General features: G+C 60.0%; 14 protein-coding genes, 5 tRNA genes and 1 riboswitch. Of the genes, 6 read left to right on the plus strand and 13 right to left on the minus strand.

The features are described from left to right. Positions 1-41 precede the first annotated feature (41 nt). Positions 42-2,201 (plus strand): phosphate acetyltransferase, encoded by a 2,160-nt coding sequence (pta, locus tag ACSMDR_RS07450; protein WP_005892468.1) that lies wholly within the window; start codon positions 42-44, stop codon positions 2,199-2,201. Between the two features lie 419 nt (positions 2,202-2,620). Next, complete coding sequence (locus tag ACSMDR_RS07455) at positions 2,621-3,535, plus strand: TIGR01777 family oxidoreductase (protein ID WP_436467800.1); 915 nt, start codon at positions 2,621-2,623, stop codon at positions 3,533-3,535. A gap of 93 nt (positions 3,536-3,628) precedes the next feature. Here the strand turns inward: ACSMDR_RS07455 and ACSMDR_RS07460 are convergent, their stop codons facing one another. Further along, positions 3,629-6,067 carry an ABC transporter permease gene (locus tag ACSMDR_RS07460; RefSeq protein ID WP_436467801.1) on the minus strand — a complete coding sequence of 813 codons (2,439 nt, stop codon included), beginning with the start codon at positions 6,065-6,067 and terminating at the stop codon, positions 3,629-3,631. 91 nt (positions 6,068-6,158) lie between these two features. Then, a complete protein-coding gene (locus tag ACSMDR_RS07465; protein ID WP_005892465.1) occupies positions 6,159-6,890 on the minus strand; it encodes an ABC transporter ATP-binding protein in 732 nt (243 codons plus the stop codon). Between ACSMDR_RS07465 and ACSMDR_RS07470 the strand changes: the two genes are divergently transcribed. Further along, the gene (locus tag ACSMDR_RS07470) at positions 6,889-7,494 is read left to right on the plus strand and encodes an arylesterase (RefSeq protein WP_436467802.1); all 606 of its coding nucleotides are present in this window, start codon (positions 6,889-6,891) and stop codon (positions 7,492-7,494) included. The two genes, ACSMDR_RS07465 and ACSMDR_RS07470, sit on opposite strands and share 2 nt — an antisense overlap. A 79-nt stretch (positions 7,495-7,573) precedes the next feature. On the opposite strand, the gene ACSMDR_RS07475 is transcribed toward ACSMDR_RS07470, so the two are convergent. The 10 genes from ACSMDR_RS07475 to gltX all read right to left on the minus strand — a co-directional run bounded on the left by ACSMDR_RS07475 (position 7,574) and on the right by gltX (position 14,773). Continuing rightward, positions 7,574-8,515: a chemotaxis protein CheV gene (locus tag ACSMDR_RS07475; protein ID WP_005909942.1), complete on the minus strand. Its 942-nt coding sequence runs from the start codon at positions 8,513-8,515 to the stop codon at positions 7,574-7,576. Between the two features lie 152 nt (positions 8,516-8,667). Next, a complete protein-coding gene (locus ACSMDR_RS07480; protein ID WP_436467803.1) occupies positions 8,668-11,697 on the minus strand; it encodes a glycosyl hydrolase family 18 protein in 3,030 nt (1,009 codons plus the stop codon). A 111-nt stretch (positions 11,698-11,808) separates the two neighbouring features. Further along, positions 11,809-11,895, minus strand: a riboswitch (cyclic di-GMP riboswitch). Positions 11,896-12,236: 341 nt separating this feature from the next. Next, positions 12,237-12,312: transfer RNA gene (locus ACSMDR_RS07485), tRNA-Ala, on the minus strand. A 59-nt stretch (positions 12,313-12,371) separates the two neighbouring features. Further along, a tRNA-Ala gene (locus tag ACSMDR_RS07490) sits at positions 12,372-12,447 on the minus strand. Positions 12,448-12,506: 59 nt separating this feature from the next. Further along, positions 12,507-12,582 (minus strand) — tRNA-Ala (locus ACSMDR_RS07495). A gap of 64 nt (positions 12,583-12,646) precedes the next feature. Further along, positions 12,647-12,722, minus strand: a tRNA-Ala gene (locus tag ACSMDR_RS07500). 28 nt (positions 12,723-12,750) lie between these two features. Continuing rightward, positions 12,751-12,826 (minus strand) — tRNA-Ala (locus ACSMDR_RS07505). Positions 12,827-13,048: 222 nt separating this feature from the next. After that, positions 13,049-13,195, minus strand: a complete 147-nt coding sequence (locus ACSMDR_RS07510) for a glutamyl-tRNA synthetase (protein ID WP_436467804.1) — start codon at positions 13,193-13,195, stop codon at positions 13,049-13,051. 15 nt (positions 13,196-13,210) lie between these two features. Next, on the minus strand, positions 13,211-13,342 hold the full coding sequence (locus ACSMDR_RS07515) for a glutamyl-tRNA synthetase (RefSeq protein ID WP_436467805.1): 132 nt from the start codon (positions 13,340-13,342) through the stop codon (positions 13,211-13,213). A 15-nt stretch (positions 13,343-13,357) separates the two neighbouring features. Continuing rightward, positions 13,358-14,773: a glutamate--tRNA ligase gene (gene gltX, locus ACSMDR_RS07520; RefSeq protein WP_436467806.1), complete on the minus strand. Its 1,416-nt coding sequence runs from the start codon at positions 14,771-14,773 to the stop codon at positions 13,358-13,360. A 349-nt stretch (positions 14,774-15,122) separates the two neighbouring features. Here gltX and ACSMDR_RS07525 point away from each other — a divergent pair, with 349 nt between their 5' ends. Together ACSMDR_RS07525 and ACSMDR_RS07530 are read left to right on the plus strand one after the other, a co-directional pair. Then, positions 15,123-17,225, plus strand: coding sequence for a methyl-accepting chemotaxis protein (locus tag ACSMDR_RS07525; RefSeq protein WP_436467807.1), 2,103 nt, complete (start codon positions 15,123-15,125; stop codon positions 17,223-17,225). A gap of 100 nt (positions 17,226-17,325) precedes the next feature. Further along, positions 17,326-17,991: a LysM-like peptidoglycan-binding domain-containing protein gene (locus tag ACSMDR_RS07530; protein ID WP_005906455.1), complete on the plus strand. Its 666-nt coding sequence runs from the start codon at positions 17,326-17,328 to the stop codon at positions 17,989-17,991. Here ACSMDR_RS07530 and ACSMDR_RS07535 read toward each other — a convergent pair. Next, the gene (locus tag ACSMDR_RS07535) at positions 17,981-18,199 is read right to left on the minus strand and encodes a hypothetical protein (protein WP_436467808.1); all 219 of its coding nucleotides are present in this window, start codon (positions 18,197-18,199) and stop codon (positions 17,981-17,983) included. The two genes, ACSMDR_RS07530 and ACSMDR_RS07535, sit on opposite strands and share 11 nt — an antisense overlap. A 76-nt stretch (positions 18,200-18,275) precedes the next feature. On the opposite strand from ACSMDR_RS07535, the gene ACSMDR_RS07540 reads away from it, so the two are divergent. Beyond that, on the plus strand, positions 18,276-18,485 hold the full coding sequence (locus tag ACSMDR_RS07540; RefSeq protein WP_005317918.1) for a cold-shock protein: 210 nt from the start codon (positions 18,276-18,278) through the stop codon (positions 18,483-18,485). The last annotated feature ends 51 nt before the right edge of the window (positions 18,486-18,536 follow it).

Consider the following 18,536-nt stretch of genomic DNA (forward strand, 5'->3'; position numbering starts at 1 on the left):
CGGCCTTTTCCTGATCCCAAAAAATGAACAAGGGGTAATAAGTGGCACGCACTATTATGCTCATCCCGGTCGGCACTGGTGTCGGCGTAACCTCCGTGAGTCTTGGCGTCGTTCGCGCCATGGAACGTCACGGTGTCAATGTCAGCTTCTTCAAACCGGTTGCCCAGCCGCGTCCGGGCGAGATAGGAGCCGAGCGCTCCACCGCCGTGATCCGCGCAGCTGCCAACATCAACCCGCCCGAGCCGTTCGACCTCTCCTACGCCGAGAACATGATCACCACCAGCAACACTGACATCCTGCTGGAAGAGATTGTTGCGCGCTTCGAAGGGCACGTAAAGGCCAGTGGCGCCGAAGTGGTGGTGGTCGAGGGCATGGTGCCCACCGACAAGCAACCCTTCGCCAACAAGCTGAACTATGACGTGGCCAAGGCGCTGGACGCCGACATGGTGTTCGTCACCCACCCGGGTCACGATTCCAGCCAGAAGCTCAAAGAGCGTATCGAGCTGGCCTGCTCCAACTTCGGTGGTGTCAACAACCCCCGTATCGTGGGCTGCGTGATCAACAAAGTTGGCGCACCGGTTGACGAACACGGCGTGACCCGCCCCGATCTCACCGAGATGTTCGAGGCGCATCACCACACCTCCGACACCGCCCACAACCTGGAAGTGCTGCAGGTGTTCGGCAAGAGCCCGCTGCGCATCCTCGGCTGCATCCCCTGGAACACCCAGCTGATCGCCCCCCGCGCCAAGGATCTCTCCAAGCACCTGGCCGCCAAGATCCTGCACAAGGGTGAGCTCGACAGCCGCCGCCTGCAGACCGTGACCTTCTGTGCCCGCTCCATCCACAACATGGTTGAGCACTTCCGTCCGGGTAGCCTGCTGGTCGCCTCCGGCGATCGCTCCGACGTCATCGTCTCCGCCTGTCTGGCCGCCATGAATGGCGTCAAGCTCGGTGCCCTGCTGCTGACCGGCAACTATCACCCGGAGCCGCAAGTGATGGCCCTGTGCCAACAGGCCATGGCCACCGGCTTGCCGATCATGATCACCGGCACCAACACCTGGCAGACCGCGGTCAGCCTGCAGAACTTCAACGTCGATATTCCGGAAGATGACCGCGAGCGGATCGAGCTGGTGCAGGACTATGTGGCTGGCCACATCGACAAGCACTGGATAGAGTCCCTCTCTGCCAAATCCACCCGCTCCCGTCGTCTGAGCCCGCCGGCATTCCGTTATCAGCTGACCGAATTGGCCCGTCAGGCCAACAAGCGTGTCGTGCTGCCAGAAGGCGAAGAGCCGCGCACCATCAAGGCTGCCGCTATCTGTGCCGAGCGTGGCATCGCCCGCCCGGTACTGCTGGGCAACCGGGAAGAGATCCGCCGTGTCGCCGAACAGCAGGGCGTGGTGCTGACCGATCGCGTCGAGATCATCGATCCGCTGGAAGTGCGCGAGCGTTATGTGCCGCGTCTGGTCGAGCTGCGCAAGAACAAGGGCATGACCGAAGTGGTCGCCCGCGAGCAGCTCGAAGACAACGTGGTGCTGGGCACCATGATGCTGGAGCGTGGCGAAGTGGACGGTCTGGTCTCCGGCGCCGTGCACACCACCGCCAACACCATTCGTCCGCCGATGCAGATCATCAAGACTGCCCCAGGTTCGTCGCTCATCTCCTCCATCTTCTTCATGCTGCTGCCTGATCAAGTGCTGGTATACGGTGACTGCGCCATCAACCCGGATCCAAGCGCCGAACAGCTGGCCGAGATCGCCATCCAGTCCGCCGACTCCGCTGCCGCCTTCGGCATCGAGCCGCGCGTCGCCATGATCTCCTACTCCACCGGTACCTCCGGCGCCGGCGCCGATGTAGAGAAAGTGCGTGAAGCGACTCAACTGGCCAAGGCCAAACGCCCCGACCTCATCATCGACGGTCCGCTGCAATATGATGCGGCCATCATGGAGAACGTGGCCAAGTCCAAGGCACCGAACTCACCGGTAGCAGGTAAAGCCACCGTGTTCGTGTTCCCTGACTTGAACACCGGCAACACCACCTACAAGGCGGTACAGCGCTCCGCTGAACTGGTCTCCATCGGCCCCATGCTGCAAGGCATGCGCAAGCCGGTCAACGACCTGTCCCGTGGCGCCCTGGTTGACGACATCGTCTATACCATCGCCCTGACCGGTATTCAGGCAGCCCAGGCCGAGGCCGAGTAATAGCCCCGCCGTGCAACCTTGTGAAAAACCCGCCTCTCGGCGGGTTTTTTTGTGGCTGGCGGGGATTATGTTGATCCCACAGATCAAAAGCGGATCCTGGCAGATCTCGTCCTGCGACCTGAAACCTTCGCCGATATTGGCACAGCGCCTGAGCGAACACTCACATTCGCGCCAGGGGATTGAGCAATTGCACCCCAGCCGAGATCAGAATGAAATACTCTTTTAAGATCAACTAACTAACGCTAGACACACCGCTAATCTACAGACTTTTCCACAGCTTTTGTGGATAGTTTCTGGATCATTTGAAAGAAAACAACAGATACAGATGGTGCCACCGGGAGTACCCTGTCTCACGCTCATGGCTTGTTCATCGCCTGCCGACTCACTAGAGTAGAGCCAGAAAGAGAGGGGAAGACGAGATGAAGATACTGATCACAGGGGGGACAGGTTTTATCGGCCGCAAGTTAGTCGCCCACCTTAAAGTACAGCATCAGGTGGTCGTATTGAGCCGCCAGGGTAGCCATGCGTATCACCTGCTCGGCCACGATGTGCAGCTGATTGACTCCCTGGACCGACTCGACCATCTCAACGACATCGATGTGGTGATCAACCTCGCGGGGGAGCCCATCGCTCAGGGGCGCTGGAACCCGGTTCGCAAGCAACAACTGTGCGATAGCCGCTGGCTGCTGACCGAACAGCTGGTCGATCTCATCAAGCTCTCCACCACCCCCCCCAAGGCATTGCTTAGCGCATCTGCCATCGGCTGGTACGGCCGCCAGGATGACAAGCCACTGGATGAGGGGTGCGATCACCCCAGTCTCGAGTTCACCCATCAGCTCTGCAACCGGTGGGAATCCCTGGCCCTGGCGGCCAGCAGTGAACAGACCCGGGTCTGCATCTTGCGCATTGGCCTGGTGCTGGGGCTAGATGGCGGCGCCCTGCCCAAGATGCTGCCGCCCTACAGGGTCGGGCTCGGCGGCCCCATGGGTGAAGGGCGGCAGGTGGTCTCCTGGATCCACATTCAGGATCTGGTGCGCGCCTGGCTGTTTCTGCTCGAGCATGACGATTGCCAAGGCATCTATAACGGCACGGCACCCACCCCGGTCAGCAACCGGGAGTTTAGCCAGCAACTGGCCAAGTCGTTGAAGCGCCCCCACCTGATGCGCATTCCCGCCTGGGCGCTGCAGCTCATGATGGGCGAGGCCGCCGACCTGCTGCTCACCGGGCAAAGAGTCCTGCCGAAACGGCTGCAGGACGCAGGCTTTCATTTCAGCTTCCCGGCCCTGCCCCAGGCGCTTTGCAATCTGCTGGAACGCCCCCCATCGAGCCCGTAACCAGAGATCCTCAAATAAAAACGCTTCATCCCGGTGGATGAAGCGTTTTTTCTTTTTCTCCGGTATGGCAAGACCCACAACCTGGGTGAGCCCTTAGAGCAGCCCCTGACCCAGGCCCCGTAGTCGATCGCTCAGGGTGCCCGCCAGCAACTGACGCTGCATCCCCTGTCCGGCCAGGGTGACCAGCAAGGCACCCAGCACAGGCAAGCCCAGCCAGATGAACCAGTGGAACTGCCACTGCCCTTCAAACCAGAGCAGTTGCAGACCCAGGCTAGCTATCTCCACCACGGCCGCCCCGCACAGTCCCGCCAGCAGGCCAGTCGCGACCAGCTCCCAGCGCAACATGCGTTGCAGCAACTCGCTGCTCGCGCCCAGGGTGCGCATCAGCAAGAGCTCACGGCGTCGACTCGCCATGCTGGCCTGGGTCTGGGTCAGCAGCACCAGCAGGGCCGCCACCGTCACCAGTCCCAACATCAAGGCCAGGGCCCGGCTCACCTGCTGGGAGACCTGAGTCAGCCGTTCAATGAGATCATCCACATCGATGAGGGAGACGGTGGGGTACTGACGAATAAGCGCCACTTCGGCTCCCTTGCCACTGGTTGGCAGCCGGTAGCTACCAAGCCAGGTCGGCGAGAAGTCGGCCAGCAGATCCGGCGAGAAGATCATGTAGAAGTTGGGGCGCATATTGTCCCACTTGATATGACGCAGACTGGTGACACTCGCCTCGAACTCCCGCCCCTCTATGCTAAAGCCCAGCTTGTCACCCAGCTTGATGCCCAGTCGCCCGGCCACCTCGTCATCCACAGAGACCTCGCCCTTGCCACTGAGCCAACGCCCCTGGGTAATGCGGTTGTCGGCGGGCAACTGTACCGTGCTGGTGAAGTTGAGTTCCCGGTCTATCCCCTCCCGGCCATTGGGCCCTATGGTATCGCCGGCAATACTGATCAAGCGGCCACGCACCATGGGATAGAAGTCCGAGGTAACGGCCCCCGCTTCGCCAAGGGCTGCCAATATGGGAATGCGCTCATCGCTGCTGATGTTGACCAGGAAGCGATTGGGCGCATCTGCGGGCAAGCGGGTAGAGAACTCGTCGAGCAGATCGACCCGGGCCGCCCACAGCAGACCAAACAGCATGAGCGCCAGGGCGAAACCCGCCAGTTGGAACAGGCCGGCGCCCCGCTCCCGGGAGAGATGAGCCAGGGCCAGACGCAGGGCATGGGGGCCCTTGAGGCGGCCACCGAGCTTGAGCAAGCCCGCCGCCATCACGGCCAGCAGCACCATCAGCAGGCCCATGCCCGCGACCAGCCCCTGGGACAACCAGAGCTCGGCAGTGAATCCCCACACCAGGGCGAACAGACCGAGCAGGCCCACCGGCAGCGCCAGCCAGGGCGGCACACCGGCGCTCAGCTCCCGGCGCAAGACCCGCAGCGGGGGCACCTTGAGCAGACGCAGGAAGGGGATGAAGGCGAGCAACAGGGTGATGAAGAGCGCCACGGCCACCCCAAGGGCGAACGGACGCCAGGAGGGCGGTGGCAGGTCGGCTGGCAAGAGACCACCGAGCAGATGCAGGGTGAGCCACTGCATGGCGCTGCCGGCCACCAGACCAAGCAGCGCGCCAACCAAGGTGAGGCAGAGCAGCAAGGTGCCCATCAGGCGCCACAGCGTTCCCCTCGACGCTCCTAGCGTCTTGAGCAGGGCCACCATGCTGGTCTGGCGCTCTGCAAAATGCCGCACGGCGATGCCCATGGCCAAGGCACCGAGCAACACCCCTGCCAGAGACGCGAGCCGGAAGAAACGCTCGGCGTTGGCCAGGGAACGCCCCACCTGGGAACCCCTGTCATCCGGGGTAACCCACTTCTGCCCCGACACCAGCTTGGGTTTTATCCAGCCTTCGAAGCGGGCTATGTCGGCCCTCGCTCCTTGAAACAGGTAGCGCCACTGCTGGCGGCTGCCCGGCAACAAGGCCCCGGTTGCGGCTATGTCATCACTGTGGATCAAGGCGCGCGGCGCAAGCAGAAAGGGGCTGAAACCCTGATCCGGTTCGCGGCCCAGCAGGCCAGCTACCTTGAGATGGGTATTGCCCACCTCAAGCTCCTCACCCACCTTGACGTCCAGCAGTTGCATCAACCGCGCCGACAGCCAGATCTCCCCCGGCTTTGGTGCCCGCTGGGGAGTCAGCTCCAGAGTGCCGTAGAAGGGGAAACCATTTGGCACGGCGCGAATAGAGGCGAGCTGAAAAGCATCACCATGAAACAGCATGCTGTTGAAGCTGACGGTGGCTTGCACCGCCACCTTGTCCTGCTGCGCCCTGGCCAGCAGCTCGGGCTCCAGGGCACGACTCGTCCCCAGGGCTCTGTCCGCGGCGATAAAGTCACGACCCGACGCCTTGAGGCCTGCATCCAGCCGATCGGCGACCAGAGCCACACTCAGCACACAGGCGACGCAGAGCGCCAGTGCCAGCACGAACCAGCGTAACTCGCCACTGGCGCCTTCCCGGCGCAGCAGACGCAGCGCCAATCGAACATGCATCATTGCGGCTCCCTCACAAGCTGGCGTTCATGCCAGCCGATTAAATGGCTCATTCCTGCTCCCTATCGACATAAAACCGGGTCCCGGGGCTGCGTCAGACGCTCAGGGCGCCACTCTCATCGCGACCATCGGCGCTGGCTTCACCGTGCTGACCGCCTTGCAAGCGGCCGCTGGCCATGGTCAGTTGACGCTGGCAACGCTGAGCCAGTGCCAAATCATGAGTCACCACCACCAGGGTGGTGCCATGGGTACGATTGAGTTCGAACAGCAACTCTATGACGGTATCCCCCGTCTTGCTGTCGAGGTTGCCGGTCGGCTCGTCAGCCAGCAGCAGACTGGGCCTGGTCATGAAGGCACGCGCGATGGCGACCCGCTGCTGTTCACCACCAGAGAGCCGGGGTGGCAAGTGATCCAGCCTGTCTTTCAGGCCGACTGCGGCCAGCAGCTCGCGAGCCCTGGGTTCGCAATCGCGCTCGCCGCGCAACTCGGCTGGCAGCATGACGTTTTCCAGCGCGCTCAGGGTGGGCAACAGCAGGAAGGATTGAAATACGAAGCCGATGTGATCGGATCGCAAGCGGGCGCGGCCCTCTTCATCCAGCTCACCGAGGGAGTGACCTTGAATGCGGATCTCGCCGCTGGTCGGCAGATCCAACCCGGCCAGCAGGCCAAGCAGGGTCGACTTGCCCGAACCTGAGGCACCGACCAGAGCCAGCGTCTCCCCCGCCTTGACTTGCAGCGAGATCCCCTCAAGGATGGTCAGATTGTCACTGCCAAGGCGCACCGACTTGCCGAGGTTGCTAATCGAAATGATGGGAGTTGAAGTCATGGCGCGTATCCTGTTCGCCTTAATGTGGGTGATGGCCTGTGGCCAGTTGCAGGCACAGACACTGTTGGTACTGGGCGACAGCCTGAGTGCCGGTTATCAGATGCAGGCCGAGCAGAGCTGGCCTGCCCTGCTCGATCGGCAGTGGCAGCAAGCCGGTGGCCAGCACCAATTGGTCAACGCCAGCATCAGCGGCGAAACCACGCAAGGAGCCCTGACCAGACTGCCTGTCTTGCTCAAGCAGCACAAGCCGGACTGGTTGCTGATCGAGCTGGGGGGGAACGATGGCCTGCGCGGTTTCCCACCGGCCATCACTCGCCAGAATCTGGCGAAGATGCTGACCATGGCAAAACAGCAGGGGATCCACACCATTTTGACCCAGATCCAGCTTCCCCCCAACTACGGAGCACGCTACCTGCGTCAGTTCGAGCAGATCTTCCCGGATCTCGCCAGCGAGAACGGGCGGCCGCTGCTGCCCTTCTTCCTCGATGATATTGCCACTCGCCCTGAACTCATGCTGAATGATGGCATCCACCCCAAGGCCGAGGCGCAGCCCCTCATTCGCGACAAGGTTGCTCGTTTTGTCGAGCCCTTGTTGGCCCAATGAGGCGCTCTTGCACAACAAAAAGGGCCAGCAGATGCTGGCCCTTTTTGTTGTTGATTGGTTCCACACGCCAATTCATCCGTCAACCCAGCAGCTGGCGCAGCCGCTCCTGGGCAACACCGACCAGCAGATCCGGCTGGAACTTTGAAATAAAGCGATCACAACCCACTTTCTTGACCATGGCCTCGTTGAAATTGCCGCTCAGCGAGGTGTTGAGGGTAATGAAGAGATCCTGCATGCGCGGGTCATTGCGCACCTCATGGGTGAGGCGATAACCATCCATCTCCGGCATCTCGGCATCGGTGATCATCAGCAGTATTTCGTCGGTCACCCGCTTGCCGGCATCGCACCAGCTCTTGAGCAAGTGCAGCGCCTGCAAACCATCCTGGCATTCGATCACGTCGAGTCCAAGCTGCGCCAGCGTATCGCGAATGAGATTGCGGGCCGTGCTGGAATCATCGACGATCAGCACCTTGCGCCCCTGCATCTGCGGCAGCAGTTCCCGATCCAGCACAGCTTCGGAGATGCGGATGTCATAGGTGATGATCTCGGCCAGCACCTTCTCCACATCGATGATCTCGACTATCTGCTCGCTGTCCCCCTCCCGCAGGCGGGTGATGGCGGTAAGGTAGTTGGCACGACCCGCCGAGCGCGGCGGCGGCAATATGTCCTTCCAGGTCATGTTGGCTATGTTGGCAACCTGACCGACCAGGAAACCCTGAATGGTGCGGTTATATTCGGTGATGATAAGGTTGGCCTCTCCCTCCTGGGCTTGGCCACGCATGCCAATGGCACTGCGCAAATCGATGACGGGGATGGAAACACCGCGGATGTTGGCCACGCCGCTGATGTTGTGATGAGAGCCCGGCATCTTGTTCAGGTGGGGCAGTTTCACCACTTCGCGCACCTTGAACACGTTGATGGCAAACAGCTGACGGGAGCCGAGTCGAAACATCAGCAACTCCAGGCGATTCTCCCCTACCAGCTGGGTACGTTGATCCACTGAATCCAATATGCTCGCCATGATTGCCCTTCTCTCCCAATCCGAATGCGGTCCAGTATAGGGACTCGCCGATCCCGGTACTACGGCCATTATTATGTTATGTCGGCCGCCACCGGGGTTTTCTTGATAAAAAAAGCGGGGCCAGGGCCCCGCTTGCATTGTTAACTTGCACCTCAGTAGCTGCAGACCAGCTTCCAGCTGCCGTCCCCCGCCTTGGGTTCGCTGCTGGTCCACCAGTTCGCCTGCCAGACTGCGCTGCCATTGGTCATGCGATCGTTGGCATTGGCATGGTCTCCCTGGGGCCAGCTAGGGTAGGCCGGATAGGCCGCCGGGGTGACGCTTTGGGAGCTGCACGTCGTGCCGCCCGTGCCAGGATCACCGCCACCACCCAGTACCGCTTCGGAGAGCGCCGGGAAGTCGGACTTCAGGCCTATGGTCTGACTACCACTGACGAGGCGCATGCCACTTGGCACACCCGCCGCCGGCAGATAATAGGTCATGGCAACTTCGACATCCGTCCCCGGGGCCCAGGCCTTCCAGCTCGGCAGGGTCAAGGCGACCTTGTGGAAGTCCTTCTCGCCCGCGATGCCATCCGAGTTCTGGTTGCCACCGCTCTCGACCACTGTCAGTCCCATGCCGCTCTGATCCGTGATGGTGTCAGAGGTAGAGGTCGGCATCAGGAACTCGATGCGAGTGCCGCCCGGAATGGTCTGGGTCGACTTATTCGTCAGTTTAAGCGTTGGGTTGATTGGATAGTTGGAATCCCCCTCCTTGAAGCCCGAGAGGCTGACGGCAATGTCGAGCTGAGCCGCAGGCGCAGGCAGATCGTTCTGCTGCAAATTGGCTTTGCTCGCCGTGGCGAACTTGTCATACGCCAGGCTGGTCAGCGTGCTGCCCATGACATATTCGTTCTTGGCGGGATCAAAATCATAATCCCCCGCCATCTCCCAGAACATGACGCCACCCAGACCCCGATTGATGATGTAGTCCAGCTTGTGCCCCATGGACTCTTCATCTTCGGTGGAGAGGAACACTTTCTTCTCTTCGTTCCAGAGCCAGGGCGCATGCGCCTTGTCATCGTAGTAACGCACGTACTGACCCTGGATCACATCGGCCGGGTTATTGGCATCCAGACCCCAGGCCGCACCATAGCTCGGCATGCTGGTAATGCCGAGGCTAGCCGCATGCTCCAGGTTCTTGGCATGCCACATGGGCACGGCGCCGCCACCTATCTCATTGCCGTTCTTGTCCAGATCGTGCCAGATGTTGTCGATGCCGACCGCACCATTACCGCAAGGGATGGTACTGCCGCCGGTACCCGGTTGGCAGTCGCTCTGGCTTGGCAGGGCTGCCTTGCCATTGAGACCATGGGTACCGCCGGTGACACCTTGCCAGCCACGGGTGTAATAAGGGACACCCACGTTGATCTTGCCGGCCGCCATGGCCCCACGGAAGTAGTGTGCCGCCCAGGCGGCGTTCAGATAGCCGATGGCACCGAACTGAGCCTGGTTATAGACACCCCACTGGGCCAGTTCCGGATCCGCCTTGTTGTCGAACAGCGCGGCGTTATGGGCCACGAAGTTGTTCCAGGCACCGTGGAAGTCATAGGTCATCAGGTTGACATAATCCAGATACGGTGTGACCTGGAAGTTCTCCATGCCGCGCAGCAGATAAGCTGACGCCGGTGACGCTATGGTCAGCATGTACTTGCGCGCATCTTCGGTGCCAGCGCTGTCGAGCCGCTCGCGCAGCGTCTTCATCAGCACTTCATAGTTTGCAAACAGCTTGCCACGGCACAGATTGGAGAGCGGGAAGTCATTGGGATTGCCCGCATCCTTCATGGAAGTCGGATATTCGTAGTCGATATCCACCCCATCAAAGCCGTACTGGCGGATGAAGCTCACCGCCGAGTTGGCCAGGGCATTGATGCCAGCGGTATTGACCGAGCAGTCGCCCTTGGTGGTGGCGGCATAGAAACCACGGGTATCGGCCCAGCCGCCTACGGAGATCAAGGTCTTCACGTCCGGATATTGCTTCTTGTACTTGGAGAGCAGGTTAAAGTGACCCTGATAGGCAAACTCGGGATCCATTTCAGCGCCCGGCACCCCTTCCCAGGTCAGCTTGGTGGCGGCGTCATCCACCTTGATGAGATGGCTCTGCTCATCCACTGCGGCAAACGCATAGTTGATGTGGGTGATCTTGTCCCAGGGGATGTCGTTCACCAGATAGGAGGGCAGACCATTCTTGCCGGTGCGCCAGGAGGTGAAATAACCGATGACCCGACGGCCATGGTCATCCCCCATGCACTCGCTGCCGTCGGCGCGATAGATCTGGCGCACGTCGCAGGAGAGGTTGCCACCGGTTGGCGGCAAGGCAGCTTCTTCCACCTGGACATCGACCTGGGCCGACTCTCCCGACAGGTTCTGGCTGTCTACGGCAACCAGGGTCAGCGCGGCACTGCCCTTGGTCTGCGGCGTCCAGCTCAGCTGCCAGGGGGCGCTGGTATCCTCACTTGCCTTCTTGCCATCGACATAGAGCTCGACCCTGGCCACGTCGTTATTGGCATCGGTCACATTGCCGGTCACCGTGACGGCGCGGCCCAGAGTGAGTTTGGCCCCGGCCACCGGGCTGGTGATGCTGGCCTTGGGCGCCTCCGGGGCAACTACGGCCGTCACTGTCACACTGACCTGGGCTTCATCGAGGCTCTTGCCATCCTTGTCCAGCGCCCGAGCCGTGATTTGATGGACACCCACTCCGCTGGCGGCCCAACTGGCCGACCAGGGGGCTGCCGTGATGGCGGCCACCTGACTGCCATCGACCAGATAGACCACCTGGGTCACGGCGTCACTGCCACCGATCAGATTGACGGCCAGGGCCAATTCGACCCCCACGCTCACCGAGCTGCCCGCGGCAGGGGAAGAGAGGGTCAGATCCAGCGCAGGCGGATTGGCATCCTGATACAGAGTCCAGGCATCGGCCCAGACAGTGCCTGTACCCGGGGCGTAGTGAGAGCTCGCACCGCTGCACCAGCCTGAGTAGGGAAATTCTTTGCATTGGTAGAGGCTACCGGCATTGCTGACGATATCGCCAGCCTTGTAGGCGGTGCCTGCCTGATAGGCGGGATAGGCCGCGAGTGCCCAACCGGGCAGGGACGCGAGGGCGACCAGCATGGCTAGCCGACTTGGTCTTAAGACTTGTTGCATCTTGTTATCATCCTTGTTTTTGTCTTGGCAAAACGCTGACCAAGGCAAAGCACAACCGCAACAGGTACGACGAAGAAGGCAGCTGACGATGGACGCGCCACTGACTCTTACCTGGGTAACCCCGCTATCCTGGACCCTGAAGTCGGTAGACCGGAGGCTTTGCGTCCCGACCTTTCAGCCGGTTTGCTCTTTACCTGGATTCCATCTGGAACAGCCCGAGTATAGGAAGTCGCCCGCAAATGCTCAATCTTCATTCACAAAGGAAAATATGTTTGAGGTACTCACAGAAAAAGCAGAAAAAGTAGCCAGTTAGCTGCGAACATGCGGCAATTAATGCAGTTATCAACAAAAGCAACCACACAGGTATGTTCAAAACCGCTGATTTGATGAGCTGGAACTGTGAGCCATCTCATGGGGATGGCACCACAAGATGCTGGATGAAACGACAATCCATGTCGGGAATGGCCGCGCAGGCAGGAGGCAGATAGCAAAAAGGCCACCGCGATGCGGTGGCCTTTGGCTTTCTTGTAAAAAGAAATTGGTGGAGCTACGCGGGATCGAACCGCGGACCTCTTGCATGCCATGCAAGCGCTCTCCCAGCTGAGCTATAACCCCAAATTCTTTCTTCATTAGACAACAGGTTCTGGCGGCCCGTTGCCTTTTACTGCAAATAGTGGTGGAGCTACGCGGGATCGAACCGCGGACCTCTTGCATGCCATGCAAGCGCTCTCCCAGCTGAGCTATAACCCCAAATTCTTTCTTCATTAGACAACGGGTTCTGGCGGCCCGTTGCCTTTTACTGCAAATAGTGGTGGAGCTACGCGGGATCGAACCGCGGACCTCTTGCATGCCATGCAAGCGCTCTCCCAGCTGAGCTATAACCCCACAAAGGTCGGCCTGGGTGATACACACCGCACTGCCCTGGGTACTTCATTTTCAATCAGGAACCTGGTGGAGCTACGCGGGATCGAACCGCGGACCTCTTGCATGCCATGCAAGCGCTCTCCCAGCTGAGCTATAACCCCTTTGATTCCAGATTGTCCGAGAAGAATTTGGTGGAGCTACGCGGGATCGAACCGCGGACCTCTTGCATGCCATGCAAGCGCTCTCCCAGCTGAGCTATAACCCCAACTCACCTCGGCGCTGACGAAGTTATCTCCGGCAACGGAGGCGCATGATAGGCATCGACCGCTTTGCTGTCAACCCAAAAATAACGCCGACTGGCGCGTTTAGTCAAAATTCGGGCATTTAGCTGTTTTTACCAGCAACCCTATCGCTATCTTGCTGTTTTTGGTCACAAATTCGTCTTGTATACACACAACAAGGGCCCCCTCGCGGGAACCCTTTATTGTCAGTGGGAGGCGATGATGTCGGCCGCCATGCGCGCTGCGATGTACGCCAGGGCGCGGTCGATACGGGCAAGTACTCGCTCCTTGCCGACCAACGCCATCACGGCGTCGATACCCGGTGAGAGATTATCCCAGACCGGTGACGGCAATGTCCGACGGCAAGCTTACTCGGCGGCCATCCGTGCTGCAATGTACGCCAGGGCACGGTCGATACGGGCAAGTACTCGCTCCTTGCCGACCAACGCCATCACGGCGTCGATACCCGGTGAGAGATTATCCCAGACCGGTGACGGCAATGTCCGACGGCAAGCTTACTCGGCGGCCATCCGTGCTGCAATGTACGCCAGGGCACGGTCGATACGGGCGAGTACTCGCTCCTTGCCGACCAACGCCATCACGGCGTCGATACCCGGGGACTGACCCAGACCGGTCACCGCGACGCGCAGCGGCATGCCGACCTTGCCCATGCCCTGACCCAGCTCGGCGGCAGTCGCTTCAATCAGCTCGTGCAGCGCCTCGGTGGTCCAGCTATCCAGCGCAGCCAGCTTGGCCTTGGCCAGAGTGAGTGGCTCGGCAGCCACGCCGCGCAGGTGCTTCTTGGCAGCGGCTTCGTCGATGGCCTCAAAATCTTCGAACAGATAGCGGCTCTGGGCGGCCATCTCTACCAGGGTGTTGCAGCGCTCGGCCAGCAGCGTAACAACTTCTGGCAGTGATGGGCCCTTGCTGGTGTCAATCTTCTGGTTTTCCATGTGCCAGGCCAGATGCTTGGCCACATAGGCCGGATCCAGACTGCGCATGTAGTGGTTGTTCAGCCACAGCAGCTTGTCGGTGTTGAATGCGGAGGCGGACTTGGAGATGGCATCCAGGCTGAACAGCTTGATCATCTCGTCCAGGGTGAAGATCTCCTGATCGCCGTGGGACCAGCCCAGACGCACCAGATAGTTCAGCAGCGCTTCCGGCAGGTAGCCGTCGTCGCGGTACTGCATCACGGACACAGCGCCATGGCGCTTGGAGAGCTTGGCACCGTCGTCCCCCAGGATCATGGAGACGTGGGCAAACTCCGGCACCGGCGCGTTCAGCGCCTTGTAGATGTTGATCTGGCGCGGGGTGTTGTTGATGTGATCTTCGCCACGCACCACGTGGGTGATCTCCATGTCCCAGTCATCGACCACCACGCAGAAGTTGTAGGTCGGCGCGCCATCGGTACGGCGAATGATCAGATCATCGAGCTCGGTATTGACGAACTCGATGCGGCCACGCACGTGGTCATCGAACACCACTGAACCTTCGGTCGGGTTGCGGAAGCGAATAACGTGCGGCGCATCGGCCGGATGATCGTGGGCGGCATCCCGGCACTTGCCGTCATAGCGAGGTTTCTCGCCGCTGGCCATCTGACCTTCGCGCAGCGCGTCCAGCCGCTCACGGGAGCAGTAGCACTTGTAGGCACGACCATCGGCCAGCATCTCGTCGATGATGCCGTTGTAGCGGTCGAAACGCTTGGTCTGGTAGTAGGGGCCCTCATCCCAGTTCAGCTCCAGCCACTCCATGCCCTCAATGATGGCGTCGATCGCCTCCTGGGTGGAACGTTCCAGATCGGTATCCTCGATACGCAACACGAACTCGCCACCCTGGCTCTTTGCAAACAACCAGGAATAGAGTGCGGTACGGGCACCGCCGACATGCAGGAAACCGGTCGGGCTGGGCGCAAAACGGGTTTTGACTTTCATCTTTAAGCCTTGTGTAGAGGGCCTTGGGCCAATGCGTTAGAAAAACCGTCGCATTTTAGCACTCCCGCCCCCGGATGGGAAAACCGGACATTGATCGCCGCTCTCCAAGAGGGGCAACCTGAACAGTTAGCCCCTGCAACCGGGTGGAAAAATCGGCCAGTGCACGTTCAAAGCCCTGAATGGGTAAATCTGGACCGGGATCTGGGCAAGAGTGAATCCCTTCCGCCACGGATATGAGGGGGATCGCAAAATCTTTCGCTACTTTCGGCTCTACTGTTAACAAAAGCTGGAGATTTCACCTACCAAGCCGATATTTCAACCAACTTTACCCCACTACAAGGGAAGCGCTATGCAGTTTCGTTCTATTTCCCATCGCATCCTGGTGATGGCCGGGATAGCCATGACCCTGGCTCTGGTGATCCTCATCCTGCAGACCCAGTATTCGGGTCGCCAGACACAGCAACTGACCGTCAGCTCCAGTCGCGAGGCTCTGCAAGAAGAGGCTTGGCAAAAGGTGAGTGCCGAAGCCCGCGCCGAGGCGGCCGCCATCACCCAGCTACTGCAAAAGGGGCTCTCCTATACCCAACAGATGGCCAGCGTCCTGACGCTGCAACAGGAAGGAAAGCTCAGCCTCAGCCGCCAGCAGGTCAATGATCTGCTAAAAGCCCAGCTGGCCCTTGAGCCGCAACTTTATGGCGCCTTCGCAGGCTTCGAACCCAATGGTTTTGAGGGAGAGGATGCCTCTTTCGCAGGCCAGGGCGAGATGGGCAGCGATGGTCAGGGCCGCTTTGTGCCCTACTTCTATCGCGATGGTTCAACCATAGGTTCAGACCTGCTGCTCTCCATCGAGAAAAGCGACACGGATGACTTTGGCAACCCGGCCAACGACTACTACGCCTGCCCAAAACAGCAGGGGCAATCCTGCCTCATCGATCCCTTCAAGGTCGACATCAACGGCCAGCAGGTACTGGTAAGCACTATTACCACGCCCATACTGGTGGATGGCAAGTTCAAGGGGATTGCGGCACTGGATCTGGCGGTCGATTCCATCAACCAGCAAGCCAGGCGCCTCAATGACAACATCTATGACGGCAAGGGTGAGACACTGATCGTCAGCGCCGCCGGCGTCATCACAGGTACCAGCGGCGATGCGGCCCTGCTCGGCAGCTCGGCCACACAACGGCTCGGTCAGGAGTGGCGCCAATACCTCAAACCAGAGGTGCAGCGCCAGGAACTCAACGATGCATTCCGGATCTCTGTCCCCATTCAGGTACCTGGCATGCACCGCAACTGGGCCATCATCGTCACCCTGCCCTATCAGGTGGTGCTGGCCCGCGCCGATCAACTCGAAGCTCAGCTCAACGACTTGAACCGTGCCGCCATGAGCCAGCAGCTGATAAGTGCCCTGCTGGTACTGGTCTTGGCCCTGGCCGCCATGCTGTTTATCGCTCGCAGCATCACGGGTCCAATTCGGCAGATGGTCAGCCTGGTGGATGACATTGCTGACGGAGAAGGGGATCTGACCAAGCGACTCCAGGCTCACTCAGTGGATGAATTGGGCGATCTGGCCAAGGGCATCAACCGCTTCATCGACAAGCTGCAAGGGTTGCTCGGCGATGTACTCGGTACCGCCAGCGAGGTGAACCGCCATGCTGGCGATACCGACCGCATCGCGGGCCAGACGGATCGCAACCTGCAATCTCACCAGGCGGAGATGGAGCAGATGCTGACCGCGGTCCAGGAGATGTCTTATGTCAGTCAGGAGGTGGCTACCCATGCCAACAACACTGCCGACTCCGCCAAGCAGGCCCAGAGCGCGGCCGATGAGGGCAAGGTGCGCTTCCAGCAAGTGATCCAGTCGATGCACAAGGTAGCGGCAGAGGCGGGCAAAGGGGCCGAGGTCGTCGAGGGACTGGCCCGGGATAGCGAACAGATCACCAGCATTCTTACCGTCATTCAGAACATCGCCGATCAGACCAACCTGCTGGCGCTCAATGCGGCCATCGAAGCCGCCCGGGCCGGGGATCAGGGCCGTGGTTTCGCCGTGGTGGCCGATGAGGTGCGCCAACTGGCCCGCAACACTCAACAAGCCGTACAAAACACTCAGGAGCTGCTCGAGAAGATACGTCACAGCTCGACCAATGCCGTTTCTGCCATCAGCCTGAGCCAGCAATTGACGCAGCAGGCCGTGACCGAGGCCGACCTCGCAGAGGCCGCCCTTGGCAGCATCTATCAGGCCATCGCCACCATCAATGACATGACCTACCAGATAGCCTCCGCCGCCGAGGAGCAAAGCTCTGTCTCCGAGACGGTTTCTGGCAATCTGGCACAGACCAACACCCTGGCAAACGAGATAGCCCAGGATGCAGCCGAGACCGCCAATGCCAGCCAGGCTCTGCGTCAGGCAGCGGAACGATTACAGCAATTACTGGGGCAATTCAGACTGCGCTGATAATTTTCCTGTCACGGGCTCTCCCCCTCGGGGGCGAGTCCGTTTACCATAGGCGCCTGATTTGCCTGATGGCAGGCAATTGTAGTGAGAGGTAACTGCCGTGCCCACCCCGGATCGTCGCCCCCGTGGCCATAACAGACGGACACAGCGTCATAAAGACGAGTCTCAAGGATCCCTGCTTGAACGTATCAACGCCGCCAGCTTGCCCCTGCGCCAGCAACTTGGCCAGACCCTGGGGCAACTGAAAAACCGGGAGGCCATCCGGCTCAAAACGGGTGAGGGGCGCAAGTGGCAAACCCTTCTGCCCCGCAAGCACGGCATCGCATTGCTGATCCTGGTGCCCGTCTGGCTGATCCTGCTGGCCTGGGAGCCTGCGCCCAGCGCACCACAAGCCGCCCCTTCCGGGGTGCTGAGCGTGCCCGTCGCCATCCCCGTCCAAACCCAGAATGAACAGCGTCAACAGCACAATCAGGCAAAAGCGGCCGTCGAACCCGAGCCGGTCAGTGGCAAATGGCTGCAGCACAAGGTTGAAGCGGGCGAGACTCTGTTCTCTCTCTTCCGCCAGTTTCAGCTGCCTGGGGTCGAGTTGAGCCGCCTTATCGCCATTGAAGGACCTGACAGGCCACTGACCCGGATGCAAACCGGCAAGTCGCTCAATATCCTGGTCGGAGACGATCAACGGATCCAGCGTGTCGAGATCCGGGACGACTTCCAGGTACTCTACCGCTACGATCGCCAGGGGGAGGGTTTTGCTCTCAAGGAGTAAAGCATTCAACGATCTGCACAGAAAGGAGGCTTGATGCCTCCTTTTTCATGGCAAATCCCTGCCAAGAGCAACTTGATTGACCAATAGTTTTACCTTGCTCAAAAAATGAATCGTCGAAAATTGACAAGGATCCGCGCTCACGTACAATCATTTTTGCTTTAAACAGGGATTGTTGAGCACGACTGAGACAGTTAAACAGGTCAGTCATGCCCTCCCCCTGTCTTCTAGGCAAACCCTGCCTGTACCAGGCGTTAGTTTCATTTTGTTATAGATAGGACTTACACATGTCTGACATTCGCACCGGCCAAGTCAAGTGGTTCAACGAGACCAAGGGTTTCGGCTTCATCGAGCAATCCCAGGGCCCGGACGTTTTCGTTCACTTCTCCTCCATCCAGAGCACTGGTTTCAAGACCCTGGCCGAAGGCCAGAAGGTTCAGTTCACCGTGACTCAGGGTCAGAAAGGTCCGCAGGCTGAGAACGTAACCCTTCTCTAAGCAGCCGCCTTGCTAGGAGGAGATCTCTCCTCCTATTTTTCTTCTATTGCC

It is taken from the genome of Aeromonas molluscorum (assembly GCF_051376105.1).
In the GTDB taxonomy this organism is placed as follows: Bacteria; Pseudomonadota; Gammaproteobacteria; order Enterobacterales; family Aeromonadaceae; genus Aeromonas; species Aeromonas molluscorum.

What these genes read in the sequence shown, in the direction of transcription:
- ACSMDR_RS07455 (WP_436467800.1), top strand. Translation starts at nt 2,621, where the DNA reads ATGAAGATACTGATCACAGGGGGGACAGGTTTTATCGGCCGCAAGTTA.
- ACSMDR_RS07460 (WP_436467801.1), bottom strand. Translation starts at nt 6,067, where the DNA reads ATGATGCATGTTCGATTGGCGCTGCGTCTGCTGCGCCGGGAAGGCGCC.
- ACSMDR_RS07470 (WP_436467802.1), top strand. Translation starts at nt 6,889, where the DNA reads ATGGCGCGTATCCTGTTCGCCTTAATGTGGGTGATGGCCTGTGGCCAG.
- ACSMDR_RS07465 (WP_005892465.1), bottom strand. Translation starts at nt 6,890, where the DNA reads ATGACTTCAACTCCCATCATTTCGATTAGCAACCTCGGCAAGTCGGTG.
- ACSMDR_RS07475 (WP_005909942.1), bottom strand. Translation starts at nt 8,515, where the DNA reads ATGGCGAGCATATTGGATTCAGTGGATCAACGTACCCAGCTGGTAGGG.
- ACSMDR_RS07480 (WP_436467803.1), bottom strand. Translation starts at nt 11,697, where the DNA reads ATGCAACAAGTCTTAAGACCAAGTCGGCTAGCCATGCTGGTCGCCCTC.
- gltX (WP_436467806.1), bottom strand. Translation starts at nt 14,773, where the DNA reads ATGAAAGTCAAAACCCGTTTTGCGCCCAGCCCGACCGGTTTCCTGCAT.
- ACSMDR_RS07525 (WP_436467807.1), top strand. Translation starts at nt 15,123, where the DNA reads ATGCAGTTTCGTTCTATTTCCCATCGCATCCTGGTGATGGCCGGGATA.
- ACSMDR_RS07535 (WP_436467808.1), bottom strand. Translation starts at nt 18,199, where the DNA reads ATGACTGACCTGTTTAACTGTCTCAGTCGTGCTCAACAATCCCTGTTT.
- ACSMDR_RS07540 (WP_005317918.1), top strand. Translation starts at nt 18,276, where the DNA reads ATGTCTGACATTCGCACCGGCCAAGTCAAGTGGTTCAACGAGACCAAG.